Source organism: Streptomyces albiflavescens (assembly GCF_014645835.1).
GTDB classification, from domain to species: domain Bacteria; phylum Actinomycetota; class Actinomycetes; order Streptomycetales; family Streptomycetaceae; genus Streptomyces; species Streptomyces albiflavescens.
The window spans coordinates 199,575-224,922 of sequence record NZ_BMMM01000001.1 but is presented as its reverse complement, the minus strand read 5'-3'; the positions used below and the strand labels follow the sequence as shown (position 1 = coordinate 224,922).

Annotated in this window: 24 protein-coding genes and 4 pseudogenes; 19 read left to right on the top strand and 9 right to left on the bottom strand. The window is 69.7% G+C overall.

Annotated features, from left to right (window positions below):
• The first annotated feature begins 47 nt into the window (after window positions 1-47).
• Entirely contained in the window at window positions 48-941 is an 894-nt protein-coding gene (locus IEY95_RS00980) for an MEDS domain-containing protein (RefSeq protein ID WP_189183873.1), read from the top strand.
• A complete protein-coding gene (locus IEY95_RS00975; RefSeq protein WP_189183872.1) occupies window positions 938-1,912 on the top strand; it encodes an anti-sigma factor RsbA family regulatory protein in 975 nt (324 codons plus the stop codon). Before IEY95_RS00980 ends, IEY95_RS00975 begins: the two co-directional genes overlap by 4 nt.
• Here the strand turns inward: IEY95_RS00975 and IEY95_RS00970 are convergent.
• A complete protein-coding gene (locus IEY95_RS00970) occupies window positions 1,890-2,615 on the bottom strand; it encodes a GntR family transcriptional regulator (RefSeq protein WP_189183871.1) in 726 nt (241 codons plus the stop codon). The two genes, IEY95_RS00975 and IEY95_RS00970, sit on opposite strands and share 23 nt — an antisense overlap.
• A 144-nt stretch (window positions 2,616-2,759) precedes the next feature.
• Entirely contained in the window at window positions 2,760-3,926 is a 1,167-nt protein-coding gene (locus tag IEY95_RS00965; RefSeq protein WP_189183870.1) for a serine hydrolase domain-containing protein, read from the bottom strand.
• A gap of 320 nt (window positions 3,927-4,246) precedes the next feature.
• Here IEY95_RS00965 and IEY95_RS48575 point away from each other — a divergent pair.
• From IEY95_RS48575 to IEY95_RS00925, 10 genes and pseudogenes are all read left to right on the top strand, one after another.
• Window positions 4,247-4,378 (top strand): annotated as a pseudogene (locus tag IEY95_RS48575) (peptide-methionine (S)-S-oxide reductase MsrA); the annotation flags it as partial.
• Between the two features lie 619 nt (window positions 4,379-4,997).
• On the top strand, window positions 4,998-5,855 hold the full coding sequence (locus IEY95_RS00960) for a hypothetical protein (protein ID WP_189183869.1): 858 nt from the start codon (window positions 4,998-5,000) through the stop codon (window positions 5,853-5,855).
• Between the two features lie 114 nt (window positions 5,856-5,969).
• Window positions 5,970-6,065: pseudogene (locus IEY95_RS00955) on the top strand (peptide-methionine (S)-S-oxide reductase MsrA); the annotation flags it as partial.
• An 11-nt stretch (window positions 6,066-6,076) separates the two neighbouring features.
• Window positions 6,077-6,541, top strand: a complete 465-nt coding sequence (locus IEY95_RS00950; RefSeq protein WP_189183868.1) for a hypothetical protein — start codon at window positions 6,077-6,079, stop codon at window positions 6,539-6,541.
• 43 nt (window positions 6,542-6,584) lie between these two features.
• Window positions 6,585-6,709 (top strand): annotated as a pseudogene (locus IEY95_RS50545) (peptide-methionine (S)-S-oxide reductase MsrA); the annotation flags it as partial.
• 1,133 nt (window positions 6,710-7,842) lie between these two features.
• Window positions 7,843-8,208: a hypothetical protein gene (locus IEY95_RS00945; RefSeq protein ID WP_189183867.1), complete on the top strand. Its 366-nt coding sequence runs from the start codon at window positions 7,843-7,845 to the stop codon at window positions 8,206-8,208.
• A 19-nt stretch (window positions 8,209-8,227) separates the two neighbouring features.
• Window positions 8,228-8,371, top strand: coding sequence for a hypothetical protein (locus IEY95_RS00940; RefSeq protein ID WP_189183866.1), 144 nt, complete (start codon window positions 8,228-8,230; stop codon window positions 8,369-8,371).
• Window positions 8,372-8,427: 56 nt separating this feature from the next.
• Window positions 8,428-8,787 (top strand): hypothetical protein, encoded by a 360-nt coding sequence (locus IEY95_RS00935; protein WP_189183865.1) that lies wholly within the window; start codon window positions 8,428-8,430, stop codon window positions 8,785-8,787.
• A 10-nt stretch (window positions 8,788-8,797) separates the two neighbouring features.
• Window positions 8,798-9,094 carry a hypothetical protein gene (locus tag IEY95_RS00930; RefSeq protein WP_189183864.1) on the top strand — a complete coding sequence of 99 codons (297 nt, stop codon included), beginning with the start codon at window positions 8,798-8,800 and terminating at the stop codon, window positions 9,092-9,094.
• Window positions 9,081-10,292, top strand: coding sequence for an ATP-binding protein (locus IEY95_RS00925; protein ID WP_189183863.1), 1,212 nt, complete (start codon window positions 9,081-9,083; stop codon window positions 10,290-10,292). Before IEY95_RS00930 ends, IEY95_RS00925 begins: the two co-directional genes overlap by 14 nt.
• 3 nt (window positions 10,293-10,295) lie before the next feature.
• On the opposite strand, the pseudogene IEY95_RS00920 reads toward IEY95_RS00925, so the two are convergent.
• The 3 genes and pseudogenes from IEY95_RS00920 to IEY95_RS00910 all read right to left on the bottom strand — a co-directional run.
• Window positions 10,296-10,955, bottom strand: a pseudogene (locus tag IEY95_RS00920) (AMP-binding protein); the annotation flags it as partial.
• 330 nt (window positions 10,956-11,285) lie between these two features.
• Window positions 11,286-11,687 carry a nuclear transport factor 2 family protein gene (locus IEY95_RS00915; protein WP_189183862.1) on the bottom strand — a complete coding sequence of 134 codons (402 nt, stop codon included), beginning with the start codon at window positions 11,685-11,687 and terminating at the stop codon, window positions 11,286-11,288.
• 8 nt (window positions 11,688-11,695) lie between these two features.
• A complete protein-coding gene (locus IEY95_RS00910; protein WP_189183861.1) occupies window positions 11,696-12,661 on the bottom strand; it encodes an acetylxylan esterase in 966 nt (321 codons plus the stop codon).
• Window positions 12,662-12,938: 277 nt separating this feature from the next.
• Here IEY95_RS00910 and IEY95_RS00905 point away from each other — a divergent pair, with 277 nt between their 5' ends.
• Complete coding sequence (locus tag IEY95_RS00905) at window positions 12,939-14,642, top strand: sensor histidine kinase (protein ID WP_189183860.1); 1,704 nt, start codon at window positions 12,939-12,941, stop codon at window positions 14,640-14,642.
• A gap of 16 nt (window positions 14,643-14,658) precedes the next feature.
• Here IEY95_RS00905 and IEY95_RS00900 read toward each other — a convergent pair whose 3' ends face one another.
• The gene (locus IEY95_RS00900) at window positions 14,659-15,360 is read right to left on the bottom strand and encodes a response regulator (protein WP_189183859.1); all 702 of its coding nucleotides are present in this window, start codon (window positions 15,358-15,360) and stop codon (window positions 14,659-14,661) included.
• A 568-nt stretch (window positions 15,361-15,928) separates the two neighbouring features.
• Here IEY95_RS00900 and IEY95_RS00895 point away from each other — a divergent pair.
• Window positions 15,929-16,822: a universal stress protein gene (locus IEY95_RS00895; RefSeq protein ID WP_189183858.1), complete on the top strand. Its 894-nt coding sequence runs from the start codon at window positions 15,929-15,931 to the stop codon at window positions 16,820-16,822.
• A gap of 22 nt (window positions 16,823-16,844) precedes the next feature.
• On the opposite strand, the gene IEY95_RS00890 is transcribed toward IEY95_RS00895, so the two are convergent.
• Complete coding sequence (locus IEY95_RS00890) at window positions 16,845-17,600, bottom strand: ferredoxin reductase (RefSeq protein ID WP_189184581.1); 756 nt, start codon at window positions 17,598-17,600, stop codon at window positions 16,845-16,847.
• Between the two features lie 40 nt (window positions 17,601-17,640).
• A complete protein-coding gene (locus tag IEY95_RS00885; RefSeq protein WP_189183857.1) occupies window positions 17,641-18,246 on the bottom strand; it encodes a sulfite oxidase-like oxidoreductase in 606 nt (201 codons plus the stop codon).
• A 297-nt stretch (window positions 18,247-18,543) separates the two neighbouring features.
• Here IEY95_RS00885 and IEY95_RS00880 point away from each other — a divergent pair, with 297 nt between their 5' ends.
• Window positions 18,544-19,464: an NADP-dependent oxidoreductase gene (locus IEY95_RS00880; protein ID WP_189183856.1), complete on the top strand. Its 921-nt coding sequence runs from the start codon at window positions 18,544-18,546 to the stop codon at window positions 19,462-19,464.
• The gene (locus tag IEY95_RS00875) at window positions 19,461-20,213 is read left to right on the top strand and encodes a GNAT family N-acetyltransferase (protein WP_189183855.1); all 753 of its coding nucleotides are present in this window, start codon (window positions 19,461-19,463) and stop codon (window positions 20,211-20,213) included. Before IEY95_RS00880 ends, IEY95_RS00875 begins: the two co-directional genes overlap by 4 nt.
• 34 nt (window positions 20,214-20,247) lie before the next feature.
• Here IEY95_RS00875 and IEY95_RS00870 read toward each other — a convergent pair whose 3' ends face one another.
• Window positions 20,248-20,658 (bottom strand): MarR family winged helix-turn-helix transcriptional regulator, encoded by a 411-nt coding sequence (locus IEY95_RS00870; RefSeq protein ID WP_189184580.1) that lies wholly within the window; start codon window positions 20,656-20,658, stop codon window positions 20,248-20,250.
• A gap of 216 nt (window positions 20,659-20,874) precedes the next feature.
• Here IEY95_RS00870 and IEY95_RS00865 point away from each other — a divergent pair, with 216 nt between their 5' ends.
• The 3 genes from IEY95_RS00865 to IEY95_RS00855 all read left to right on the top strand — a co-directional run bounded on the left by IEY95_RS00865 (window position 20,875) and on the right by IEY95_RS00855 (window position 25,269).
• Window positions 20,875-21,933 carry a hypothetical protein gene (locus IEY95_RS00865; RefSeq protein ID WP_373294428.1) on the top strand — a complete coding sequence of 353 codons (1,059 nt, stop codon included), beginning with the start codon at window positions 20,875-20,877 and terminating at the stop codon, window positions 21,931-21,933.
• Window positions 21,934-22,109: 176 nt separating this feature from the next.
• Window positions 22,110-22,883, top strand: coding sequence for a putative protein N(5)-glutamine methyltransferase (locus IEY95_RS00860; RefSeq protein ID WP_189183854.1), 774 nt, complete (start codon window positions 22,110-22,112; stop codon window positions 22,881-22,883).
• Between the two features lie 370 nt (window positions 22,884-23,253).
• Entirely contained in the window at window positions 23,254-25,269 is a 2,016-nt protein-coding gene (locus IEY95_RS00855) for an NADPH-dependent 2,4-dienoyl-CoA reductase (RefSeq protein WP_189183853.1), read from the top strand.
• The last annotated feature ends 79 nt before the right edge of the window (window positions 25,270-25,348 follow it).

The following is a 25,348-nucleotide window of genomic DNA, read 5'->3' as shown; positions in this document are numbered from 1 at the left end:
TGGAACCGTCCCGGCACACCGAGTGGCGACCTTGGGGGGTGCGGGGGATGACAGTCGTACCGCCGCTGCGAGCCGTCGGGCAGATGCGTCCCGGAGACCATCTGCTGCTCGGCTACGACACCGACGAGCAGCGCGAGACCGTACTCGCCGTGTTCCTCCTCGACGGGCTGGCCAGCGGGCAGCGCGGGCTGGTGCTCACACCCGGGGACATTCCGGCGGTCCTGGCCCTGTCCTTTCTGGAAGCGTACGGCTGCCCCGTGGACGAAGAGATCGCGGCCGGACGACTGGCCGTCGACCCGCATCTCGCCACGCCCGAAGGGCTCTGGGACCTGGACGAGGTGATCCGCCGCGAGGCGCGCCGCGCGGTCGCCGACGGCTTCCTCGGGCTGCGCGTCAGCATGGAGGTGTTGTGCCGCGGGGCGGGCGAGAGCCTCAAGATGCTGCACGACAGCGAGCTCCTCCTCGACCCCGTCTTCGCCTCCCTGCCCGTGCTCGGCATCTGCCAGTACGACCGCCGCGTCTTCGACGAGGAGGAGCTGGCACCGCTCGACGGACTGCACCACGGCCGGGTCGCCGCCGACCTCGTCTGGCAGGACGAACTGCTCTCCATCACGCGCACCTTCGCACCGCCCGGCCTGGCACTCGCCGGGGAGATCGACGACACGAACGTCACCGCCGTCGCCCGCGCGCTGTACGCCGAGACGGCCCGCGCCCGCGCCCGCACCGCGAACGGCATCCGCACCCGACTCGACCTGCGCGACCTGCGTTTCGTCGACGTCGGCGCGCTGCGCCTACTGGTCTTCTCGGCGCTCGGCCTGTATGCGGCGGGCGGCACCCTGGTCCTGTACGGCGTCGCCCCGCACGTCCAGCGCGTGATGCGGGTGACCGGCTGGGACCGTGTGCCCGGCCTGCGGATCGAGCAGGGAGAGGATCCGCCATGACCCGCACCGAGTTCGTCCACCAGGGGCTGCGCTACGGCTCGGACGACGAATTCCTCGAAGGAACCCTGGAGTTCGTCCACGACGGCCTGGCCGCGGGCGACGCCGTCCTCGCCGTCGTCCGACGCCACAACATCGCGCTCCTCGAAGAGGCCCTCGGCCGCCGCTCCGGGGACATAGAGTTCGTCGACGCCGACGACTGGTACCTCCGCCCCTCCCGCACCCTGGGCCAGTACCACGCGTACTGCGCGGACCACGGCCAGGAAAGCCGTGTGCGGGTCATCGGCGAACCCGTCTGGACGGGCCGCACGGAGTTCGAGGCCCGCGAGTGGATGCGCTACGAGTCGCTGCTGAACGTCGCCTTCGTGCACTCCGGCCATTGGATCCTGTGCCCCTACGACACCCGCACCGTCCCCGCCGACGTGGTGCGCTCGGCGACCCGCACCCACCCCGAACTCGCCCTCGGCGCCCGCATGTCCGCCCCGAGCGGACACTACGCCGACCCGGCCGACTTGTACGCCGAGCGCGATGCCGCCCGCTCGCGGGCCCCACTGTCCGACGGCCCGGACGACATCCGCTTCGCACGCGGCCGGTCGGCGGCCGCGCGCCGTGCCCTCGCCGCGTACGCCCGCCGTTCGGGCATGCCCGAACAGCGGACGTACGACATGGTGGCGGCGGTCCACGAGGCGCTGGTCAACGCCGTGCGGTTCGGCGGCGGAGGCGGTGTGCTGCGGCTGCGCAGCGATCCCGACTACGTGATCTGCGAGATCGTCGACCACGGCGCGCACAACTCGGCGGTACCCGTGCGATTCCCCGGGCAGCTGCCGCCCGACGCGCGGTCCGTGAGCGGCCACGGCCTGTGGGTGTTACGGCAGTTGAGCGATCTCGTCGCCGAGGAAATCGGGCCCACGGGCTCCACCGTACGCATGTACTTCCGTCGCCCGGGAGAGTTCACCCGGCCGCCGGCAGGGTGAACTCGTAGACCAGGGCGTCCTGCTGGGCGTCCACCACCAGATCGGTGATCTCCAGGGGCCGGTCGTACTGGTCGTGCACCCGCCGGGTGACCCGCACGGACTGCGGGAGCCGGGTGATCGAGTCCCGGTGGTGCAGGGTAAGCCCCGCCTTGCGCATCCAGTCGTACGCCCGGCGCAGCTGCGCCTCCGCGGTGCCGTCCGCGCGGTCGCGGTAGCGCGCCAGCTCCTCGACCTCGGTCACCGCGACCGCGGAGAAGGAGGTCACGGCCGTCCGCAGCCCGGTGCCGTCCGCCGCGGCCGACTCGTAACGGTGGACCAGCGTCGGGCGTCGCGGAGCGAGTCCGAGCGCGTGCGCGTGTTCGGGTGGTGGAGTCTCCCAGTTCACCGTGGTCCGTCGGACGGCGCACGGTTCGGCGGTGTGCGCGCCGACGGGGAAGTCGAGGGACGGGACGTGCTCGGCGGTCGTGCCGGGCAGCGTGGCGTGGCTGCCGCGCCGGTCGGTGGAGACCAGACCGCTGCGCCGCAGCATCTGCAGCGCCTGCCGTACGGTTTCCCGGCTCACGCCGAAGCGGGTGGCCAACTCCCGTTCCCCCGGCAGTCGTTCACCGGGCGGAATGGAACCGTCCCGCAGTTCGCCGAGCAGTTGCGTGGCGATCCGCGAGTACAGCGGCTCGTGGTCGGATGGATGGGTGGTGCGGGCCATGTCCGCGCCTCCTGTGTGGTGACAAGACGTAGCCGTGCGGGCTCGTTGCGGCACCACATCTAGCATTGGTCTAAACCACCAGGAAAGAGCGGTCGGGCAGTTCGGCCGATTTCAGTCCGCACCCTCCGTACGGTGCGGACGTGCTCAGAGCGCGCTGTACAGGGCGTCGACGAGTGCCATCTTCCTTGGGTCGTCGGCGATGTGCGGGCCCATGCGGTTCATGACGTACCCGAGGGACACGCCCGCCTCCGGGTCGGCGAGACCGCAGGAGCCGCCGAAGCCGTCGTGTCCGAAAGCCCGCGGGTTGGGTCCGTACGACCCGTTGGGGCCGCTCAGCCACAGCCCGAGCCCGACCTCCGTCTCGTTCTCGAAACCGGCGCCCAGCACCAGGTCGCGGCAGCTGCCCTGGCCCTCGCGCACTCGCTCGGCGGCCTCCGGCGAGAGCACTCGCTGGGAGCCGTACGCGCCTCGCCGGGCGAAGATCGCGTACAGCGCGGCGACCGCGCGGGCCGTCCCGTGGCCGTTCGCGGCCGGGATCTCGGCCGCCCGCCACCGCGGCGTGTTCGCCTCGTCCGCGCCGACGAGCGGATTGGCGAGCGCGGCCAGCGCTTCGGGCGCCAACTGGGCGAAGATCGCGGCCTGTTCACTGGAGGTCGCGGCCGGCGGATGCACGAGCTCGGCCGCCCGGTCGGCCTCCTTCTCCGGCAGCCCGATGGTGAAGTCGATGCCGAGCGGCCCGGTCACCTCCCGCTCCAGGAAGGCGCCCGGCAGCAGCCCCGAAACCCGTCGTACGACCTCGCCGACCAGGTGGCCGAACGTGAGCGCGTGATAGCCGGACTGCGACCCGGGCTCCCACCACGGCTCCTGGGCCGCGAGCCGCTCGACGGTCAGCTCCCAGTCGCAGAGCTGCGCGAACGTGTGCGGCTCACGCAGCCCGGACAGCCCGGCCCGGTGCGACAGCAGATGCCGTACGAGCACCGACTCCTTGCCCGCCGCCGCGAACTCCGGCCAGTACGTGGCCACCGGGGCGTCGAAGTCGAGCAGCCCCCGATCGGCCAGGATGTGGGCACACAGTGAGGTCGGTCCCTTCGACGTCGACCACACGTTGACCAGCGTCTCCCGCTCCCAGGGGCGGGTGCGCGCCGCGTCGGCCCAGCCGCCCCACAGGTCCACCACGGTCTCGCCGTCGAGCGTGACGGTCACGGCCGCGCCCAGTTCGCCGCGCTCGCGGAAGTTCCCCTCGAACGCGGCGCGCACCGCCGAGAAGCGCGCATCGCAGTGGCCTTGAACATCAGGCGCTTGCTGGGACATGGGGCCTCCGTCATGCGTCCGCGGATGAATCCGGAAGGGGCCGGGCCCGTTGAACGTACCGACTGGTCGGACTGGAGGGAAGCCGCTGGACCGCATCCGTCGTTCGGACGCGGAGCCGGGCCCACTGCCCGTCGCCGTGTCCCCGGTCGCGCCGAGGAGGACGACGGGCCGATGGGCCTGCTCAGGTGAGGAACAGTGGGCCGGTGGGCTCCTGATGGCCCATGACGGTATGCGCAACACCTCAGCGAATGCAGCTTTCTGGCAACGATGCTGCGCCAGAAGGGTCTTACCGCTTCGGGCTACGGGCGGACCGTCTCGGAGAAGGGCACGACTTCTACCCGGCCGAGCCGTACCACCAGCAGTACCTTTCAAGCAGCAAAAACCCGAACGGGTACTGCGGGACGGGCGGGACGGGCGTCTCCTGCCCGATTGGTGTCGCCAAGGCAGATGGCTGGGCCCTCTCCCCGGAGGCTGCGGAGACCTTGAGGGCGTTGCTGACCGGTACGAATCCGGTGAGCAGCGCCCTCCGCGCTCAGATCCCGCACGCGCAGGCGGCGGGCACATGCGGATGCGGCTGCGCGACCGTCGACCTGGCAGTCGATCGCGCCGCGGTGCCGCCTGCACCGACGCACGGCAACCCGGCTGCGGACGCGTGGTACGTCGTGCCGGGGGACGCCGGGGGACGCCGGGGGACGCCGGGGTAATGGTGTTCACACAGGACGGCTATCTCTCGTTCTTGGAGATCTACTCGGCGTCCAGCGAGCCAATCACAGCATGGCCGGAGCCCCGCTTCGTCGAGCGCTAAGCCACGAAAAGCACGGCAGCGAACCTTGATACCCAGGGCTTGGTGTCGGCATTCGCCACAGAACGACCAGCCGCTGCGAGCGCCACCGTTCCCATGGTCTCGTCTCGACGTGGGGTCACCCCGGCCACCGCGAGGCGTACCGCCCACCCCTCGGCCCGGCTGAGTGCATCCTCACCCCTGAAAATAAAGACAGCACCAACCCACGTGACTCAGTTGCACGAACGATGGATCATGGCCCTCTGGAGACGGCTGGACCGAGGGGGGTTGTGCTTACACAGGTACTTCCCGGCTTCCGAGAACTGCGCACGCCCCTGGCCACGGGCGTTCTCTGGTTGCTTACGCTATGGGTTGCCCTCGGCGATCGGATCCCAAGTCGGGCCGAAGCTACCGGCTTCGCCAGAAGAATTTACGATCTTGCAGAACTGGTTGGCAGGCCAGGCGTTGGGGCTGCTCTCTTCTTCACGGCGTACCTCGTTGGGAGCGTAGTGAGCATTCCCGCGAATCAACTTCTTCGTGAGCCGACGCATGATGCTTGGGAACCGGACGTCGTGCTCCCGGATCGATGGCCCTTCATTCAGGGACGCCCGGTGCTCATGCAGTACCGGACAGCAACGGCCATAGTCGGCTATCCGACCTTCACGGACACCAGGCTGCTGACACGACAGGCTTGGGCAGACCTGCAGGCCCACGTGAGTACGAGCCCTCTCCCGCTGTGGCTCGAATCCCACAGGTCAGAGCGGCATCGCGATGTCGCTGAGAGGATCCTCCTGCGCTACGTCCTGGACGAACTTGGGCAGTTGGGCACGCGGCTCCATGCCAAGAACTCAACCCTCTACGCTGATCATGATCGCCTAATGGCTGAGGCGGACTTACGAGTCAATGTCGGCGCCGGCGTTGCCGTCTTGGCTGTCGCACTCTCCGCGCGAGCTTCCCCCTTGTTCCTTCTGACCTTCGCCATCTCAACGCTTTTGATCATCATGGGCATGACACGCGCCCGCCAGGCAAACGATGTGATCGTTCAGGCACTGGTGATTGGGGAAGTGACCTCTACGGCCTTGACGGAGGCTGACGGCGCTGCTGAGGCACTCAGAACCGCACCGCACCCTGATGGACAGTCTCAGTAGGCATGCCGATGCAGTCTTCAACTCCATGGCATGACCGCTTCTGAGTCCATGCAAGCCGCCTCGGCAGACCCGGGCCGGCATCGGTGTCACATCAACGCTGCAAGGGATCGCAAGCACCAGCAGTATCTCGACCGCAACATTAACGGCTACTGCGGAATCGGGGGGACCGGTGTTTCCTGCCCGATCGGGGTCGCGCCGGCCGAGGGATGACAAGCGCGAGGTTGTCAGAGGTGGAGGCCCTGGTCCGTCGTCTCACACCGGAGGACCGGGCCGCGGTCAGCCTGTTCGACCTGCAAAGACTTCAGGTCGAGCGGGCCGGTGTCAGCGAGCAGACCGCCAGCCAGTTGCGGGAACCGACTTACGGAGTGCTCTCCTGCCTCCGTCTCTGGCAGGTGCTGATCCGACGAATGGAACAGGACTGGCCGTCGACCGACTACTACATGGTCTACGAGTACCTGAACAACCTCACCGTGCGCGACTCACTGGAGGAGTACGTCGAAGCACTGCCCCAGCAAGTCGCCGTCAAGATCCGCCGGACGCTCGACCTTCTCGACGAGCGATACACGACAGTCACCACCTCTGACGGCGGCGCCGAGCTTTCCCTGTACTGGCGGCCCCTCGCCGAAGGCCGTGAAGCCCGCTGGTGGTGGCTCCGCACACCGACCGTCCTGCCGCCTGGCTGGTAATGCAACGCCGCCAGGCAAGTCCCGATATCCGGGAGGGAACTGACACCAGCAGTATCTTGACCGCAACATTAACGGCTACTGCGGGATCGGCGGGACGGGGGTCAAGCTAAGTACCCCCGGGGGGCGTCGTGCCCGACGGGCCTTACCCCTGCGGCGGACGAGGAGTAACTCCTCCAGCTTCATGATCACAGGCTCAGGGGCATGCGGTCATGACGTCTGCGGCATGCCCCCTCGGCTGACCCGACTCCATCCAGAATTCACGGAAGGTTGGCCGGGCCGCGCATGCCCCCGGCTTCCGCAGCGGCACATACGAGCCGATCGGATCCCAGTGCCGCTGAGGCCCGGCGGGCCCAGCCCGGATCCCCGAGAACGAATCCAAGAGTGCCCGTAACGACCTTCAGGACCGGACACACCATCTGGTGCGCGTCGTCGACGCAGGGCTGATGGGTTCCCAGCCGGCGAGATGAGTCGATCGCCTGCGTACGTGCCGCTGCGCACGGTTCGCCCGGTTCGGCAACGAGAGACGCGACCCCTGATGATCAAGGTTGTCGAAGCCTTTGATCACGAACAGGGGTCGCGTTCGCGAGCCATCCTCCCTGATCGGTGTCCTGCAGCGCCGCTGAGAGGACATCGACGTCACCTGCCCGTATCCGGAACCACAGCAGTTCACCTCCCTGACCGAGGTTTTGGGCCGGATACCCGATCCGCGCCGCACCCGCCGCAAGACCGGCAAGGCCGAGACGAAGACCGTCTACGCGGTCACCAGCACCCCGCCCGAACAGGACAACCTGGTCCAACTCGCCGAACTCGTTCAGAATCACTGGTCAGTTGAGGCCCTGCCCCACGTCAGAGACGTCACGTTCGGCGAGGATGCCTCGCGAGCACGGACCGGCACCGCACCCCGCGCCATAGCCACCCTGCGCAACCTTGCCATCGGACTCATGCGCCAGCCGGCTGGACCGACAACGCCACCGCAGCCGATCACTACCAGCCACGCCCCCAGCACGCGACAGCCCTGTTGCGACTCACAGCCTGAGAACACATCGCCCCTGGGGCGTGGAGCGCGTAGAGCCTGCCGCGCCGCGGCCGCCGCGACATTCGCACCACCCGCCCCAATTCCCCCGGGAAACGCTACCGGCACTCTGTGAATCGCACAGTAAATCGCACAGGCAGAGCCCGAAAAAAGACAGCGCGAGAAATGGCTTTCGCCGCTACACTCACTCGTCTGGATATCCGGCTTCGGGGGAGATGATATGGCCGATGATCCGCATTCTCACCGTGCGCGCCTACGACGGCGCTGGGTGACCGAACCACCGTCACCGGACGCCCTGGAGGCGATCGCCGCCCTCCTGAGACTGCTCGGTGGAGTGGCGATCAAAAAGGCTCAGGTGCCGCGGCCGATCGCATGGGATCTACTCACCTTCGACGAGATCATTCGCTATTTCGTCGACGAACGTCCGGACGACCCTCAGGTGCACCACGGCGCCCTCCTGACACGACACGGCCTTCCCATGGGAGTTCTCTGCCTTCAGCTGTTCGTCGACCAGGAGAACAAACCGTGCCTCGCGCCTTCCGGGTCTCCGTACGGCAGGGTCATGGCGGCGAAGCAGCTGGACAGAGAGCTGGAGGGCATGCTCGCCGGGAAAGAACTCATCATTTTCGAGTAGATCACCGAAGGAGGAATCCATGTGGAAATGGGCGAGCCTGGCCGCGGGAATGGTCTTCATTTCGCTCATGCTCCTCGCGGCTCTGCGGATACGCCTGAGGCGTCGATCGAATATGCGGATCGACGACGAGGAACTGAACCAGTGGTTCCGGCGCCGCAAGTGAACAAAAAGGTGTAGAAAACGAACAGTACCGAACGAGCAGTATCGGGGGAAAGAACAGTGGATCCAGTAACTCTGGCCGCTGCGATCTTCGCTTTCGGATATATCGCAGTGGTCATCATTGCCATCACCGTGGAAATCATCACGGAATGGTTCAGGGCTCGTGGAAAGATCAAGGCGGAGAACACCGACGCGATCGCCTTCACACTGGCCGAGCGCATCAAGAACAAGGACTACGCAAAGGTGAGCGGGGTCTTCGGTCCGTCCCAGGCAAGCGCCTCCACACGCATCGTTCAGGGCCTGTTCGACGCGCGCACGGGTCGGGTGCTCGACGCACGCGCACTCGCCAGTTCGCGCGAACCGGGCGCCCAAGTCGTACAGAGCCACGCGACGGGCCGCGGCTTAGTCGTCTACGAGTGAGGGGCGCCCCGTGGAACCGATCAGTCTCATCCTGTTCCTGCTGGCGAGCAGCTTCGCCGCCGGAGCCGCGCTGTCCCAGGTGACCTGGGACATGGTGCACACCTGGATCCACGCGCGAGCCATGCGGGGTGGATACGCCGAGATCCTCTCCGAGCGCCTCGCCAGCGGGGACTACCACGTCGTCGGCGGAGTCTTCACGCCGTTCGGCGTCAGGACCGCCGCCCAGACCTGGGACGCCCACGCCATGGATCCCGAACTCGTCCGCAAGCTCCGTACGTCGGGGGGTGTGATCCGTGTCCAGACATGAACCGGACCGGTCGGAGCGGGGCAGGAGCGAGAGCTCCTGGTCCCGGCCGCCGCTCTTCCTCAGCGGATTCCCCGCGGACGTGCCGGAGCGTGAGCTGGTGAAGTTCAGAGTGCGGTTGTTCGAACTGCTCGGTGAGGTCATCGACCGCTACCAGCCCGCTCCGTTCGTCCTCAGCGCCGGATCCGCCGAACCGCCCCTTCAGCAGACCCCGTCGGCCCCGACCTCAGAGGAGGAGGAGCCGAGCACGCCGACATTCTCGACGGTCGAACCTCTCTACACCTTCGACCAGTTGGTGCTGCCCGAGGAAACGATCAGTCGGCTGCTCGACTGCGTCTCGCTTGTCGAGGTGACCCCACTCGTCTTCGGCACCTGGAATCTGAGGTCGATCGAGCCCAATCCGTCCACGGCGGTCAACTTCCGCGGGCCGCCCGGAACGGGCAAGACCATGGCGGCCCACGCCATCGCGCACCGGCTGAAGCGTCGCATCCTGTCCTGTCGGCTGTCGGATCTGGAGAGCAAATACCACGGTGAGGGTCCCAAGAACCTCGCCGCGCTGTTCGCCACGGCCAAGGAGCAGAACGCGGTCCTGTTCGTCGACGAGGCCGAGTCGCTGCTCTCACGCCGGTTCGCGCAGCCCCAGCAGGCCGCGGAGAGCGCCATCAACTCCATGCGAACGGAGCTGCTGATGGCGCTCGACACCTTCGAGGGGCTGGTGATCTTCGCCAGCAACCTGCCGCACAGTTACGACGCGGCGATCGAGTCGCGGCTGCTGCACGTCGACTTCGTCCTCCCCGACCACGCGGCCCGCAAGCGCATCTGGCAGACCCACCTGCCCGCCGAACTGCCCGTGCACGAGGACGTCTCACTCGACGAACTCGCCGACGTGTCCGAGGTGTCGGGCCGGGACATCAAGATGGCGGTCATCCTCGCCGCGGTCGGCACGGCCCGCCGCCGCCTCGGCGCGGTCACCCGCGCCAGGCTGCTGTCGGCCTTGGAGGAGCAGCGCGCGTCCACGCCACCCGACCCGGTCGCGGACACCACGTCGACCGAACTGTCCGAGGCGGCCAAGGAGTCGGTCGCCGAGCAGCTGCACCAGCGCCTGGCCGACCGGAAGCGAACAATGGAGGTCGCCTCGGAGCGGCCCGAGTCCGAGGCGGACGTCACCTCCAAGCAGCCCGAGCCCGAGGAGGTCACCTGAGCGTCACCGCTCCCGTGCGGGCTCCTCCCGCAACTCGATCTTGCGTACCCTCCCCGACACCGTCATCGGGAAGGAAGCGAGGATCCTCAGCCGGCTGGGGATCTCGTAGTGCGCCAACCGGCCCTCGCAGAAGGCCCGTAGCTCCTCCAGCGTCAGCGGGTCGGCCTGGTCGCGGGGGATGACGCCGGCGAGCACCTTCTCGCGGTAGCGCTCATGAGGCACCCCGACCACCTGGACCTCGGCGATCTTCGGATGGGCGTACAGGAACTCCTCGATCTCGCGGGGGTAGATGTTCTCGCCGCCGCGGATGATCACGTCCTTGATGCGGCCGACGATCTCGATGTAGGCGTCCTTGCGCATTACGGCGAGGTCGCCCGTGTGCATCCAGCGCCCCTCGTCGACGGCCTAGGCGGTCTTCTCGGGCTCGCTCCAGTAGCCGAGCATCACGCTGTAGCCGCGGGTGCACAGCTCGCCGGGGGTGCCCTGGGGCTTGGTCACGCCGTCCATCGGGTCGACGACCTTGACCTCGATGTGCAGGAGCACCCACCCGACGGTGCCCGTGCGGTGCTCCAGGTCGTCGTCCCTCCGCGTTTGCAGTGAGACCGGCGAGGTCTCGGTCATGCCGTAGTAGATGGAGACCTTCTCCATGTGCATCTCGGCGAGGCTTGAGATCTTCTAAGGCGCCCTCGAACACGGGACGAACTACGCGGTAGCCGACACTGCCGTCCGGCAGGCGCACCTGCCTGCGCTTCCACGCGGACGTGTCAGATTCCATGTAGGTGTGCACGTAGCGACCGCCTCGGCTCTCGACGAACCCGCGACCGTCCCGCTCCTGCTCCTCCGTGCTTTTGATGTCCCTACCGGTGATGAACCGAGGGGCAGCCTCCTCCGACGTAGCGTCAGAGGAGATCTCGCCCTCGGTCTCTTCGGTGGATAGTCGGGCCAAGCCGGCCCAGTTCTGTCCCTCCAGATTCCCCCAGTGCGCTCGCTGTACTAAGTCATCTCCCATGGGAGAGAGGTTACGTACGCCGGGGTGCTGTGCCAGTAGTCGCGGGTCTCCACCGCCAGACCGGCCGTGTCGAAGCGTACGAAGACACAGCCCGCCAGCGACGACGGCTGCCCGTCCTCCTCCGCGAGGACGCGGAATTCGGCGACGGCCAGGCCGTCCTGCCCGACGATCGGTTCGGAGAATCGAACGTCGATCGTCTGCTCGGTCGCGAAGGACCACCGTACATACGTGGCGAGTTCGTCCCGGCCCTCGTGCGGCTCGCGGAACGGCATGGAGCGGTGAACGCAGTCGGTGGCGTACAACTCCAGGATCGCGTCCACGTCGTGGGCCGCCCAGGCCCGTTCCCACACCCTGACGAAGCGCCGCGCCGCCTGAGCCGTGTCCATCGCGGGCCTCAGAGGTGGTCGGGCAGCCAGCTCAGCTGGGCCGCCTCCTGGTAGGGGCCGCCGCCCTCGTGGTCGTTGAAGTCGTACACCTCGATCTTCTTGTCGTCGTGGGCCCACGCGTTGAACGCCGCGAAGACCGTCGACGGAGGGCAGGTCTGGTCCTCCAGGGCGACCGAGAACAGGGCGGGTGCCCGGCCGCGGGCGGCGAAGTGCACTCCGTCGAAGTAGGAGAGCGTGCGCAGCGCCTGCTCGGTGCGGCCGCGGTGGGTCTTGAGGTAGTTGCCGATCTCCCGGTAGGGGTTGCGGTCCGTGATCACCGTGGCGCGCGGAAAATCGCACAGGAACGGCACATCGGGCACGATCGCGGCCAGGTCGGGCACCAGACCGCCCACCGCGAGGGTGATACCGCCGCCCTGGCTGCCGCCGAGGGCCGCCATGCGTGCCTCGTCGACCAGCGGATGCGAGCGTGCGGCCTCCACGGCGCGCACCGCGTCCGTGAACAGCCGCCGGTAGTAGTAGCCCTCGGGGTCCTCGATCCCGCGCGTCATGAAACCGGGGAAAGCGGGCGCGCTGCCCACCGGGTCCGGGGTCTCGCCGCCGCCCCATGCGCTGCCCTGGCCGCGCGTGTCCATCACGAAGTGCGCGAAGCCCGCCGAGGCCCACAGCAGATGCGTGTGCGCGAGGCCGCGTCCGCCGCCGTACCCGACGAACTCGACGACGGTGGGCAGGGGCCCGTTCGCCCAGGCCGGGACGGTCAGCCAGCCCTTGACCGGGTGCCCGCCGAATCCGGCAAACGTGACGTCGTACACCTTGACGGTCTTGAGCGGTGTCTCGAACGCCTCGAAGCGCGCGGCGAGGTCGTGCTCACGGGCCTCCTGGAGCGTCTTGGCCCAGAAGGCGTCGAAGTCCTCTGGCTCGGCGGACGCGCTGCGGTAGTCGCGGAGCTCGTCGAGGGGGAGGTCGAACAAGGCCATGAAGGACCACCTTTGACATCAGGGGTGCGGATGATCACACCGTACGGGTGCCGTCGGAGGTCGCCAAGCCTTGCTCCCACCGGTGTCCGAGCCCCTCGTGCGGTGCGTGCGTCCGGCGTCCGCACCGGTGTGGGTGAGGCCGGTCGCGAAGTCGTGCGCAGGGCAGCTTCGCCACGTCTCGGCCACATTCGACTCCCCGCTGCCCCGGCCACGTTCAGCGGCTACGGTGAGAGCCAGAGTGGTGACGTCTCGTCGCCTCTCGCCTGGGGAGGGGCGCATGGGCGGGGACGGGGCCGGGTTGCCGAAGCTGCGCCTGGACGAGTTGCTGGAGGAGCTGCAGGGGCGGATCGAGGCCGTCCGGGGCACCCGTGACCGGCTCCAGAGCCTGTTGGAGGCGGTGCTGTCGGTGGGGCGCGAGCTCGACCTGGCGCAAGTGCTGCGCCGTATCGTCGAGGCCGCCGTCGTTGTGGTGGACGCCGAGTACGGAGCGCTCGGCGTGATCGGCCAGCGGCACAAGCTCGCGCAGTTCATCACCGTGGGCGTGAGCGAAGAGGTGAGGGCGGCCATCGGCGACCTGCCCTCCGGGCACGGTCTGCTCGGCGAACTCATCCGGAACCCGGAGCAGTTGAGGCTCGCGGAGCTGTCCGAGCATCCCGCGTCGTCCGGATTCCCGCCGCACCACCCGCCGATGCGCAGCTTCCTCGGCGCCCCGATCCGGGTGCGCGACACGGTCTTCGGCAATCTCTATCTGACCGAGAAGCGCGGTGGCGGAGAGTTCGACCCCGAGGACGAGGCCGTCCTCGCCACGCTCGCCGTGGCCGCCGGTGTGGCCATCGAGAACGCCCGCCTGTACGCCGAGGTCAGGCTCAGGGAACGCTGGCTGGAGGCGGGCGCGGAGATCACCAGCGGGCTGCTGTCCGGGGTGCCGGAGACGCAGGTCATGGAAGTCATGCTGGAGCGGGCCCGGGAGATCACCGGGGCCGATCTGGGCGTCGTCGACCTCGTGCTCGAGGGCACCGGCGACCTGCGCGGGGCGCTCGCGCTCGGGCACCAGGCCGGGAAACACCTGGGACTCGTGCTGCCCAGGGAGGGCACCTTCGCCGGCGCCGCCCTGACCGCGGGCACGCTCGTGAACACCGCCGACGTCCGCAAGGACACCCGGATCACCTACGGCCCCGACCGCTGGGAGGGCCTCGGGCCCGCCGTCGCCGTGCCCATGGGCACCCGCGAGGGGCTGCGCGGTGTCCTCGTGCTGGCCCGGGGCGCCGCGAGGCCGCCCTTCACGGAGGTCGAGACCGTGCCGCTGCTCGGGTTCGCCGGGCAGGCGGCCCTCGCGATGGAACTGGCGGAACGGCGGCGCGACGCAGAGCAGATGAGCCTGCTCGAAGACCGCGACCGGATCGCCCGCGACCTGCACGATCTGGCGATCCAGCGGTTGTTCGCGACCGGGATGACCCTGCAGAGCGCCCAGCGCTTCGTGCAGCATCCGCAGGCCGCCGAACGGCTCGGCCGGGCTGTCGACGACCTGGACACCACCATCAAGATCATCCGGTCGACCATCTTCGGACTGCGCGCCCACGAGACCCCCGACGCCGGTCTGCGCATCCGCGTCGTGCGCGCGCTGGAGGAGGCGGCGGGCGTGCTCGGCTTCACGCCCGCCCTGCGTATGGAGGGGCTGATCGACGTGGACGTCCCGGGCGCCATCGCCGAGGACGCCGTCGCCGTCGTCGGCGAGGCTCTCACCAATGTGGCCCGGCACGCGGCGGCCACCGCGGCGGAGGTGGCCCTCGTCGTGCGCGAGGGGCACCTCACGCTCCGCATCGACGACAACGGCGTCGGCATGGAGACGGACAGCGGCCGCCGCAGCGGACTGCGCAACCTCGCGGAACGGGCCGAACGGCTGGGTGGGCGACTGACAGTGACGACGCGTCAGGGAGGCGGTACACGCCTGGAGTGGCGGGTGCCGCTCCGGTCACGCTGAGTCCGTCCCGCCCGGGTCACCCCTCCCGCCCCGGCCGCGGCGGGAACTGTGCCGCGATCACCGCGGCCTGGATGCGCCGCTCCACCCCCAACTTGGCGAGCAACCGCGAAATCCCGTTCTTCACCGTCTTCTCGGAGAGGTACAACCGCTCGCCGATCTGCCGGTTGGTGAGCCCCTCGCCGATGAGGGCGAGGATCTCCCGCTCCCGCTCGGAGAGTACGGTCAGCCGGGCGTCCTCCTCCTGCTGTGCGGCGCCCTCGCCCCGAGGATCCCTGAGGGCGCTCATCAGCCGCGCGGTCGTCGCCGGATCGAGCATCGACTGCCCGGAGGCGACCGTACGGACCGCCGAAATCAGATCCGAGCCCCTGATCTGCTTGAGCACGTAGCCGGACGCCCCCGCCATGATCGCGTCCAGCAGCGCATCGTCGTCGTCGAACGACGTCAGCATCAGACACGCCAACCCCGGCGTCCGCGTGCGCAGTTCACGGCAGACGGTGATCCCGTCACTGTCCGGGAGCCGGACGTCCAGGATCGCCACGTCGGGCCGCAGCGCCGGTCCACGGACCAGCGCCTCCGCACCCGTTCCGGCCTCCCCGACGACCTCCATGTCCGGCTCGGCGTCGATGAGGTCGTGCAGTCCCCGGCGGACCACCTCGTGGTCGTCGAGAAGGAACACCCTGACGGGTGGCGTGGGCGGCGCGTGCTCTGGTTCGTCCATGTTCACCGCTTCCCGGACGGTCCAGTGCTTCCTGGACGTCCGCTGCTTCCTGGACGTCCACTGCTCCCCGGACGGTCCACTGCGTCCTGTACGGTCCACTGCTCCCCGGATGCTGGGCCCCGGAGGCAGAGGCCCGCGATCGATCGTCGCGTACTGCGGCATGCCTCGACAGGGCCGAATGGTCCCTTCACAGGGGTGCGCGGCTGTCGTAGGGGGAGTGCACCGCACGCGTCACGCCGTCCTCCTGTTCCACTCCGGTTCGGCGCGTCCCCATGACGTCGGAGCGGCGCGACGCGGTGCCGGCCGTGTCCCCGGGTGCGCGCCTCCACTTCCCCGTGGGCCGAGCGGCTCGGGCGCCCGCGACACGCGGGCCGTTCGGCCCACGGGGGAGGCCGGTTCGCCTCTCCCGGCGCACCGGGGACGGCTGCGAGCGTCCACAGCGGACCCCGCGCCGATTCCAGCGCCGTACGACTGAACCGCGCCCGCTGTGGAACTCGCGCACTCACTCCGAGCGGTGAACGGCAGCCCTGGACCGGCCGACCACCGAACTCCCCGGAAGGCAGGAGCCATGACCATCGGCACCCGCACCATCACCGTAGGCATCGACGGCTCGCGCGCCAGTCTGGACGCCGCCGACTGGGCGGCCCGCGAAGCCGGACGTCGCCGTCTCCCCCTGCGGCTGCTGCACGCCGGGCCGAACCCCGTCGTGCCCGCGCGGATCCCGGACGTCGACGTCCCGGCCGGGCGCACCCGCTCCGCACTCGACCGCGCCGCGATCCAACTGTCCTACGCCCACCCGGCGTTGGACATCATCGCCCGTACCACCGACACCCCCGCCGTCCCGGCGCTGCTCGCGGAGGCCGCGGAGGCCGAGACCCTGGTCCTCGGCTCACGCGGCTTCACCGGGTTCGCCGGATTCCTGATCGGCTCGGTCGCCCTCGCCGTCGCGGCCGGCGCCGAACACCCGGTCGTGCTGGTGCGCGCGGGCGAACTCCCCGAGGACGAACGGATGCCCACGGTCGACGGCACACCCCCGAGCGCCGCCCCGTACCTTCCGGTGGTCCTCGGCCTCGACCTGGACCACCCGGCGGACGACCTCATCCGTTACGCCTTCGACACGGCCGCGGTCCGCTCGGCGCCGCTGCACGTGGTGCACACCTGGACCCTGCCCCCACTGCGCGGCTTCGCGCCCGGGGTGCCCCTGCCCGGCGACACGGCCGAGCGGGAGGACGGCAAGCGGAACGTGCTGACCAGCACGTTGCAGTCCTGGCGCCACAAGTTCCCCGAGACGCCCGTCTCCGAGCAGGTCGTCTACGGCCACCCCGGACACCATCTGCTGAAGGCGTCCACCCGGGCCGGTCTGCTCGTCATCGGTCGCCGCTCGGATGAGGGCCTGGGCCGCGCCGCGCACTCACTCATCCATCACGCCACGTGTCCCGTGGCCGTCGTGCCGCACAACTGACGGCGGGGACGCGGGAAACGCCTCAGCCAAACCGCTCGATACGAATCCGGTCCACGGGCTGACCCGCCTCCACGAGCAATCGCGAGGCGTGCTCCGCGAACCCGTTGGAGCCGCACACATAGGCCTCCCACCCACCGGGAGGCTGCTCGGCCAGGAGCGGCGCCACATGGGCGGCCGTCATACGTCCCACCGGCACACCGTCCGGCGCGCCGCGCGTGAACACGGGCGTGGTCTCCGGGCCGTACTCCCGCGCGTAGATGAGCTCCTCGGGGCTGCGCGCCGAGACGAGCAGTCGCAGCGGCACGTCCAGAGCCCGCGCGCGGTGGTGGCGCAGCATCGACATCAGCGGTACGACACCGGAGCCGGCACCGATGAGCAGCGCGGGCCGGTCGCCGGGCCAGGCAAAGAAGCCGCTGAGCGGGCCGCGCACCTCGACCGAGTCGCCGGGCTCGGCGACCTCATGGAACCAGCCGGAGACCTCGCCGCCCTCGACATGATCGAGCGTCAGCTCGATGTGCCCGGTGTCATCGGGCGGCGACGCGATGGAGTAATGGCGCTGCGCCACATACCCGTCCTCGGCGGTCAGCCGCAGCATCAGATGCTGCCCGGGCAGATGCCCCATCCACTGCGGAACCGCGAACCGGAAGGTGGCGGCGTGCGGTGTCTCCCGGCGGATCTCGGTGAGCGTGGCCGTTTGCCAGGTGACCGCGGCACGACTGCTCACGGCGATCCGCCCGGGCACGGCGAAGGCCGTCGGGGGTACGAAGGTCTCGGTCATCGGGGGTACGAAGGTCTCGGTCATCGGGGATACGGCCGTCTCAGTCACCGGAGTAGCGCTGCTCTTCCCAGGGGTTGCCGCGTGCGTGATAGCCGTTCTGCTCCCAGAAGCCCGGCTCGTCGTGGTCGAGGATCCGCAAGCCCGCGATCCACTTCGCGCTCTTCCAGAAGTACAGATGCGGCACGATCAGCCGTGCCGGGCCGCCGTGTTCGGCCGACAGCGGCTTCCCGTCGTACTCCCACACGATCCAGGCCCGGCCGCCGGTGAGGTCGGCGAGCGGAAGGTTTGTGGTGTACCCGGTGTGCGAGTACGCCACCGCGTGGGTGGCGGTCGCGTCGGGACGCACGATGTCCAGGAACGCGTTCAGGGACACGCCCCCGAACCGCACCCCGAACTTCGACCAGCTCGTCACACAGTGGATGTCGCCCTCGTACGCCGAGGCGGGCAGCGCGTGCGCCTGCTCCCAGCCCCAGGTGCGCGGCTCGGCCACCAGACCGTCGATCCGGAAGGTCCAGTCGCCGGGCGCCAGGACGGGTGTGACCTCGGCGGACAGGACGGGCCAGTCGTCGCCCGCGTCGTACTGCCCGGGCGGCAGTCCGGTGTTGTGGGCGCGCGGGCGCCCGGTGAAGCCTCGCGTGACGTTCATACGGGTGGTGCCTCCAGGCCGTCCGGGACGGCGGCCCGCGGGTCGAGCCTGATCAATGCTTACGCATTCAACCGTACGCCGTGGTGCACCCTGCTCCGTGCCGGGGCGCCCCCCGATCATTGCGGACGCATGAACTCTCCCGAGGCCGGGGAATAGCCGTGCCGCGATCTTCCTTGCCGCTAGGGGGTTTCTGATGGATCTCCGCGGCGTCCCCCTAGAGCCAGTCCGGTGGCCCGTAAAACTACAACCGGTGACAGCGGCCCCGCGACTGGTGACAGTGAAGGAGAGAGGGAGCAGATGCCCAAGGCGTACGTCTTCACGCGGTACGGCGGCCCCGAGGTCGAGGCCCTGGTGGAGCGGGGCCGGCCGAGCCCGGGCCCCGGCCAGATCCTCGTCACAGTGCGCGCGGCCGGTGTGAACCCGGTCGACTGGAAACAGCGGACGGGGTACCGCCGCCCGGGCGTCGCGGAGCCCGAGCTGCCCGCCGTGTTCGGCAATGAGGTCGCGGGGGTCGTCGAGGAGGTCGGCGCCGACGTGACCGGCTTCAGCGCGGGGGACGAGGTCTTCGGCAACCCGGTGACCGGCGGGTACGCGGAGCACACGCTCCTGCCCGTCGCCGTCACCGCGCACAAGCCCGCCGAGCTGTCGTTCACGGAGGCCGCGACGCTGCCCGTCGCGGCGGCCACCGCGTACGACGGAATCCGCCAGCTGGATCTTCCTTCTGGTGCCACCGTGCTGATCACCGGCGCGGGCGGCGGGGTCGGCGTCGCCGCCACGCAGATCGCGCGTGCCTTCGGGCTGCGCGTCGTCGGGGTCGCGGGCGACGGCAAGAAGGACTTCGTCGAGTCGCTCGGAGCCCTGCACATCCCGTCGGGGCCCGACCTCGCGGAGCGGGTGCGCGCGGCGGCGCCGGACGGCGTGGACGCCGTGTTCGACCTCGTCGGGGGCGAGGTTCTGGAAGCCGCGGCGACGCTGCTGACCGACCGTACGAAGCTGATCACGGGTGCCGACCGGGAGACGGTCGCGCGGCTCGGGGGCGTACCCGTCGCACGGGCCCGGACGGCCGCCGTGCTCGACGAGGTGGCGAAGCTCGTGGTCGACGGAAAGCTGCGGCCGTTCGTGACCAGGACGTTCCCGCTCGATCGGGCCGGTGAGGCACTGCGCACCGTCGAGGACGGTCACGCGCGCGGCAAGATCGTGATCGAGGTGTCCGCATGAGCGCGCACTCGCCGGAGCATCCGGGGCTCGGTACGCCGACCGGACCGCACCCGCTGGACAATCCCGCCCTCGGTTCCCTCACGGGCCCGCACGCCCACTTCGCCGAACGCCGCGGCCGCGTCCTGCGCTACCCCGCGGACGTATCGCCGTGGCTGGCCCTGCCCGACGCGCCGGATGCCGTCGACTGGGCGGATCTGGCGGTCCTGGTGGGCCCCGGTGGCGAGGCCCCGCTGGCGGGCTTCACCGGGCAGACCCCCGACGGCTGGGAGGTGACCTTCAGCTTGGAGGGCGTCCAACTCGTCGACGACGGGCTCGCCGTGGCGCCGGACGCCGAGGCCTTGCGGCTCGGTCCGGCCGACGTGCCCGAGATGCTCGACCTGGTCGAACGGACCAGACCCGGCCCTTTCCTGCCGCGCACCGTCGAGCTCGGCACCTATCTCGGAATACGCCGGAACGGCGCCCTGATCGCCATGGCGGGGGAGCGGTTGCACCCGCCGGGCTGGACCGAGATCAGCGCCGTCTGCACCGACCCCGGCTTCCGCGGCGAGGGCCTGGCCACCCGGCTCATCCTGGCCGTGGCCCACGGCATCCGCGAGCGCGGCGAGACCCCCTTCCTGCACACCGCCGCGGGCAACACCAGCGCCATTCGCCTCTACGAATCCCTGGGCTTCCGACTGCGCCGCACCACCCGGTTCATGGCCACACGGGTGCCGGAGCGCCTGGGGGACGAGGTCGTGGGAGCCCGATGACGACGCGGACCTGACGACCGCGGGCGGGAGCTCCTCAGCTCGCGGATCCCTTTCTGACGGGCGGTTCGTGCGCCGTGTTGTAGTGCACGAGATACGCGGCGAACCGTTCCAGATCCTCCTCCGGCCAGCCCGAGAGCCGCTCCCGGAACGCGTCACGGCGGCTCTCGGTGACCTGAGCGAGAATCCGGGTGCCCGCCTCCGTCAGATGCAGTACCTGCACCCGATGGTCGTCGGGGTCCAGCCGCCGCTCGATGAGCCCGGCCCGCTGCAGCGCGGCCACCTGACGGCTCACGGTGGACTTGTCGAGCGCGTAGTGCGAGGCCAGGTCGGTGGCACGGCAGCCGCCGCACTCCTCCAGGTGACCGAGCAGGGTGTACGAGACCAGGGACAGCTCGGGGTGCATGCGCCCCGCCGTGGCCCGGGCCCGCCGGGCGAAGGCGGTCATCTCGCGCTGAATGCTCTCGACAGCCGCGTCGGCGGCCGATGTGCCGGCCGTGTCCGACGAAGTGCCGGTCGCGTCCGCCGACGCGCCGGTGGTGACAACCGTCTCATCGGACTCTTCGGGTGCCTTCACGGGACCTTCCTCCACTCGTCTGGTTGTATAGTACAACTTGATAGAGGGTTGTATATGCCAACCAATGGAGGTCTTGTGGACACCGGCCTGCGCTCGCCGGCCTTGCGCCATGTGCTCACGCACCTGGTCACGCCCCTGCTGATGTGTCTCGGTATGGGGCTGGCCTATATGGGCGCGTTCGTGACGCCGGAGCCGCATCACCTGCCCGTCGCTGTCGTCGGCACCGGCCCCGAGGTGAAGGTCTTCGCCCAGACGGTCAAGGACAAGGCGGGGGACAAGCTCGACGTCCGCACCGTCCCGAACCGCACCGAGGCGGTGGACCTGCTCAAGTCCCGTGACATCACCGGTGCTTACGTACTGAGCGCGAAGTCGCCCCAACTGGTCGTCGCCACCGCCGCGTCCGACATGGGTGCCATGGCGGTCGAGAAGGTCTTCACACCGGTCGCCGCCCAGCAGGGCGCGGTGCTGAGGGTCACCGACGTCGCCCCGCCGGTCGACGACGACCCCACCGGCCAAGGCCTGTTCTTCCTGCTGATCGCGGTGAGCATCGGCTCGTACGCGTCCGTCGCCGCGCTCGGTGCCGCGGGTGCGGGGCTGCTCCTTCGGATACGCGCGCTGCTGGCCGTCGGGGTCTCCGGCGTCGTGAGCGTCATCGGCGCGGCGCTCGCCGGGCCCGTCTTCCACCTCGCACACCACGACCTCATGACCGTGTGGGGGATGAGCTGGCTCTACTCCGCGGGCATCCTCTTCATCGGCGTCGGGCTCCACACCTTCCTCAAGCGGTGGACCACGCTCGCCATGATGGTGCTCTTCGTGATGCTCAACTTCACCAGCTCCGGGGGCCTGTTCCGGCCGGAGCTCCAGAACGGCTTCTTCGGCACCCTGCACGCCTTCTGGAACGGCGCCGGATTCGTCGAGGGCATCCGCAGCCTCCTCTACTTCGACCGCGACGGCCTGTCCGGCAACGTGGGGACACTGGTCGCGTGGCTGATGGTCGGTCTGTTGGTCACGGCCGTCGCCGGCGCCGTCGAGCGGGCGCGCGCCCGTGGCGCCGTACGGGAACGCGCCCGTCACGCCGTACGGGAAGAGGCCGTTCCCCAAGTGGAGGTAGTCGAGGAAGAGCTGGAGGAGTCGGTCGCCGTCTGACGATTCCTGTAGGGTGGCCGTCCCGGCTGTGGACCGCCCCGGCCGTGGAGTTGTCGAGGAGGTGAGACCCATTACCGCTATGTCAGGTCGGGTGCTCTCGCCTCGAGGCAATGCGGCTCACCGCCTGTAGGTGAGCGCGAGAGCGCCCTTCGGCCCCGCGAAAGGCTCTCGCTTTCATGACCCCTCCTTCTGCTTCCGTCGTCGCCGCGCTCCGCGCCGCAGGCTGTGTCTTCGCCGAGGACGAGGCGGAGTTGATCCTCTCCACCGCTCGCACCCCCGACGAGGTCACCGCCATGGTGGACCGGCGCGTCGCGGGACTGCCTCTTGAACACGTCCTCGGCTGGGCCGGGTTCCACGGTCTGCGCATCGACGTGGGACCGGGTGTCTTCGTGCCCCGTCGGCGCACCGAGTTCCTCGTCGACCAGGCCGTGGCGCTCGCGAAGGGCGCGTCCGTCGTCGTGGACCTGTGCTGTGGCGCGGGCGCGGTGGGCGCCGCTCTGGCAGCGGCCCTCGGCGGCCCCGAGCTGCACGCCGCCGACATCGACGCGGCCGCGGTGCGCTGCGCCCGCCGGAATGTCGCGCCGTTCGGCGGAGTCGTCCACGAGGGCGACCTCTTCGCCGCCCTGCCCGACACGCTGCGCGGCCGCGTCGACGTCCTGGCCGCCAATGTGCCGTACGTCCCCACCAAGGAGGTCGGCCTGCTGCCCTCGGAGGCCCGCGACCACGAACCCCTGGTCGCTCTGGACGGCGGTGCGGACGGGCTCGACCTCGTGCGCAGGGTCGCCGCCGAGGCGCCCCGGTGGCTGGCCGTCGGTGGCTGCCTGCTCGTCGAGACGAGCGATCACCAGGCACCCCAGGCCGTCGAGGCCTTCACCCGCAGCGGTCTGATCACGCGGCTGGAGGTTTCCGAGGAGATGGACGCCAACGTCGTGATCGGCGTCCGGCCGTAGTCACGCAGGCTGACGCGTCCGACATGCCGTGTTCGGTAAGTCGTCGGGTTGCCCGTCCGGCGCGGCACGTTGCCCGTTCGGCGCGGCACGCTGTGTCTCGCCGTGAGCGGGCCGCCCGATGACGGTCGACCGGGCCCGGACCGGTCGCCGCACCGGTCGTCCGGGTGCCCCTTGGTCGACCCGAGCCCGCAGACCCGAACCAGCCGGCACGAGTCAACCCGAGCGTGCTGACCCGAGCCCGCCAAGCCGAGCGTGCTGCCCTCTGCCCGCCGACCCGAGCCCGCCGACCCGAGCCCGCTTGTGCAACTAGTTGCATAAAGAGGGTGCCGTCGTCTACAACAGAGGCACGACACCGCGCACGGAGGGCCCGATGAGCCGTTACCCGCACCTGCTGAACCCGCTCGACCTGGGCTTCACCATCCTGCCCAACCGCGTGCTCATGGGCTCCATGCACGTGGGCCTCGAGGAGGCCGAGCGCGGCTTCGAGCGGATGGCGGAGTTCTACGCCACCCGGGCGCGCGGCGGCGTCGGCCTCATCGTCACCGGCGGCATAGCGCCCAACGACGCGGGACGCCCGTACCAGGGCGGCGCCAAGCTGACCACCGAGGCGGAGGCCGAGCAGCACGCGGAGATCACCGCGGCGGTGCACCGCGAGGGCGGGAAGATCGCGATGCAGATCCTGCACTTCGGGCGGTACGCCTACCACCAGGACCTCGTCGCCCCGAGCGCCCTGCAGGCACCGATCAGCCCCTTCCCGCCGCACGCGCTCAGCGACGCCGAGGTCGAGCAGACCATCGACGACTACGCCCGCGCCGCCCGACTGGCGAAGCAGGCCGGGTACGACGGCGTCGAGATCATGGGCTCCGAGGGCTATCTCATCAACGAGTTCATCGCCGTCCAGACCAACCAGCGCGAGGACCGCTGGGGCGGCTCGTACGAGAACCGTATGCGCTTCCCCGTCGAGATCGTCCGACGCGTACGCGAGGCGGTCGGCGAGGACTTCATCATCATCTACCGCCTGTCGATGCTCGACCTGGTGCCCGGCGGCTCCTCCCTCGACGAGGTCGTCACGCTCGCCAAGGCCGTCGAGGCCGCCGGTGCGACCATCATCAACACCGGCATCGGCTGGCACGAGGCCCGTATACCCACCATCGCGACCTCGGTGCCGCGCGGCGCGTACGCCTGGGTGACCAAGAAGGTCATGGGCGCCGTCGCCATCCCGCTGGTGACGACCAACCGCATCAACACCCCCGAATTGGCAGAGCAGTTGCTCGCCGACGGCCACGCCGACATGGTCTCGCTGGCCCGCCCGATGCTCGCCGACCCCGACTTCGTCGCCAAGGCGCAAGCCGGTCGCCCCGAGGCCATCAACACCTGCATCGGCTGCAACCAGGCCTGTCTCGACCACACCTTCAGTGGCAAGATCACCTCCTGCCTGGTCAACCCGCGCGCCTGCCACGAGACCGAGCTCGTCCTCTCGCCGACCCGGCTGCGCAAGCGCGTCGCCGTCGTCGGCGCCGGTCCCGCCGGACTCGCCTGCGCGGTCAACGCGGCCGAGCGCGGCCACGACGTCACCCTGTACGACGCCGCCGACCAGATCGGCGGCCAGCTCAACGTCGCCCGCAAGGTCCCCGGCAAGCAGGAGTTCGACGAGACGATTCGCTATTTCCGTACGCAGCTCGAACTGCACGGTGTGGACGTCCAGTTGAACACCCGCGTCACCGCGGGCGGACTGGACGCCTACGACGAGGTCGTCGTCGCGACGGGCGTCAGCCCTCGCACCCCCGAGATCCCCGGCGTCGACCACCCCAGTGTCGTCGGCTACCTCGACGTGCTGCGCGACGGCGCCCCCGTCGGCGACCGCGTCGCGATCCTCGGCGCCGGCGGCATCGGATTCGATGTCGCGGAGTACCTCACCGACAGCGGCGACAAGGCGAGCGAGGACCCGGCGACGTACTTCCGCAACTGGGGCGTCGACATGGACTACCGGGCCCCTGGCGGCCTCGGCGCGCCCGAGCGGCCCGCGCCCCCGCGCGCCGTCCACCTTCTGCAGCGAAAGACCTCCAAGGTCGGCGCCGGACTCGGCAAGACCACCGGCTGGATCCACCGCACCGAGCTCAAGCACCGGGGCGTCACCATGGTCCCGGGCGTCCAGTACGACCGGATCGACGACGCCGGCCTGCACGTCACCGTCGAGGGGCACAGCCAGGTCCTGGAGGTCGACACGATCGTGCTGTGTACCGGACAGGAGCCGCGCCGCGACCTGTACGAGGAGCTGCTCGCCGCGGGGCGCAACGTGCACCTCATCGGCGGCGCGGACGTGGCCGCCGAGCTGGACGCCAAGCGTGCCATCAAGCAGGGCACGGAGTTGGCGGCGGCGCTTTAGGGGGTTTCTGATGGATCTCCGTGGAAGAAGGAGCGGCGTTCGGTGCGTGCTCTCGGCGTGCCGGGCGGAAGTCCTCGAT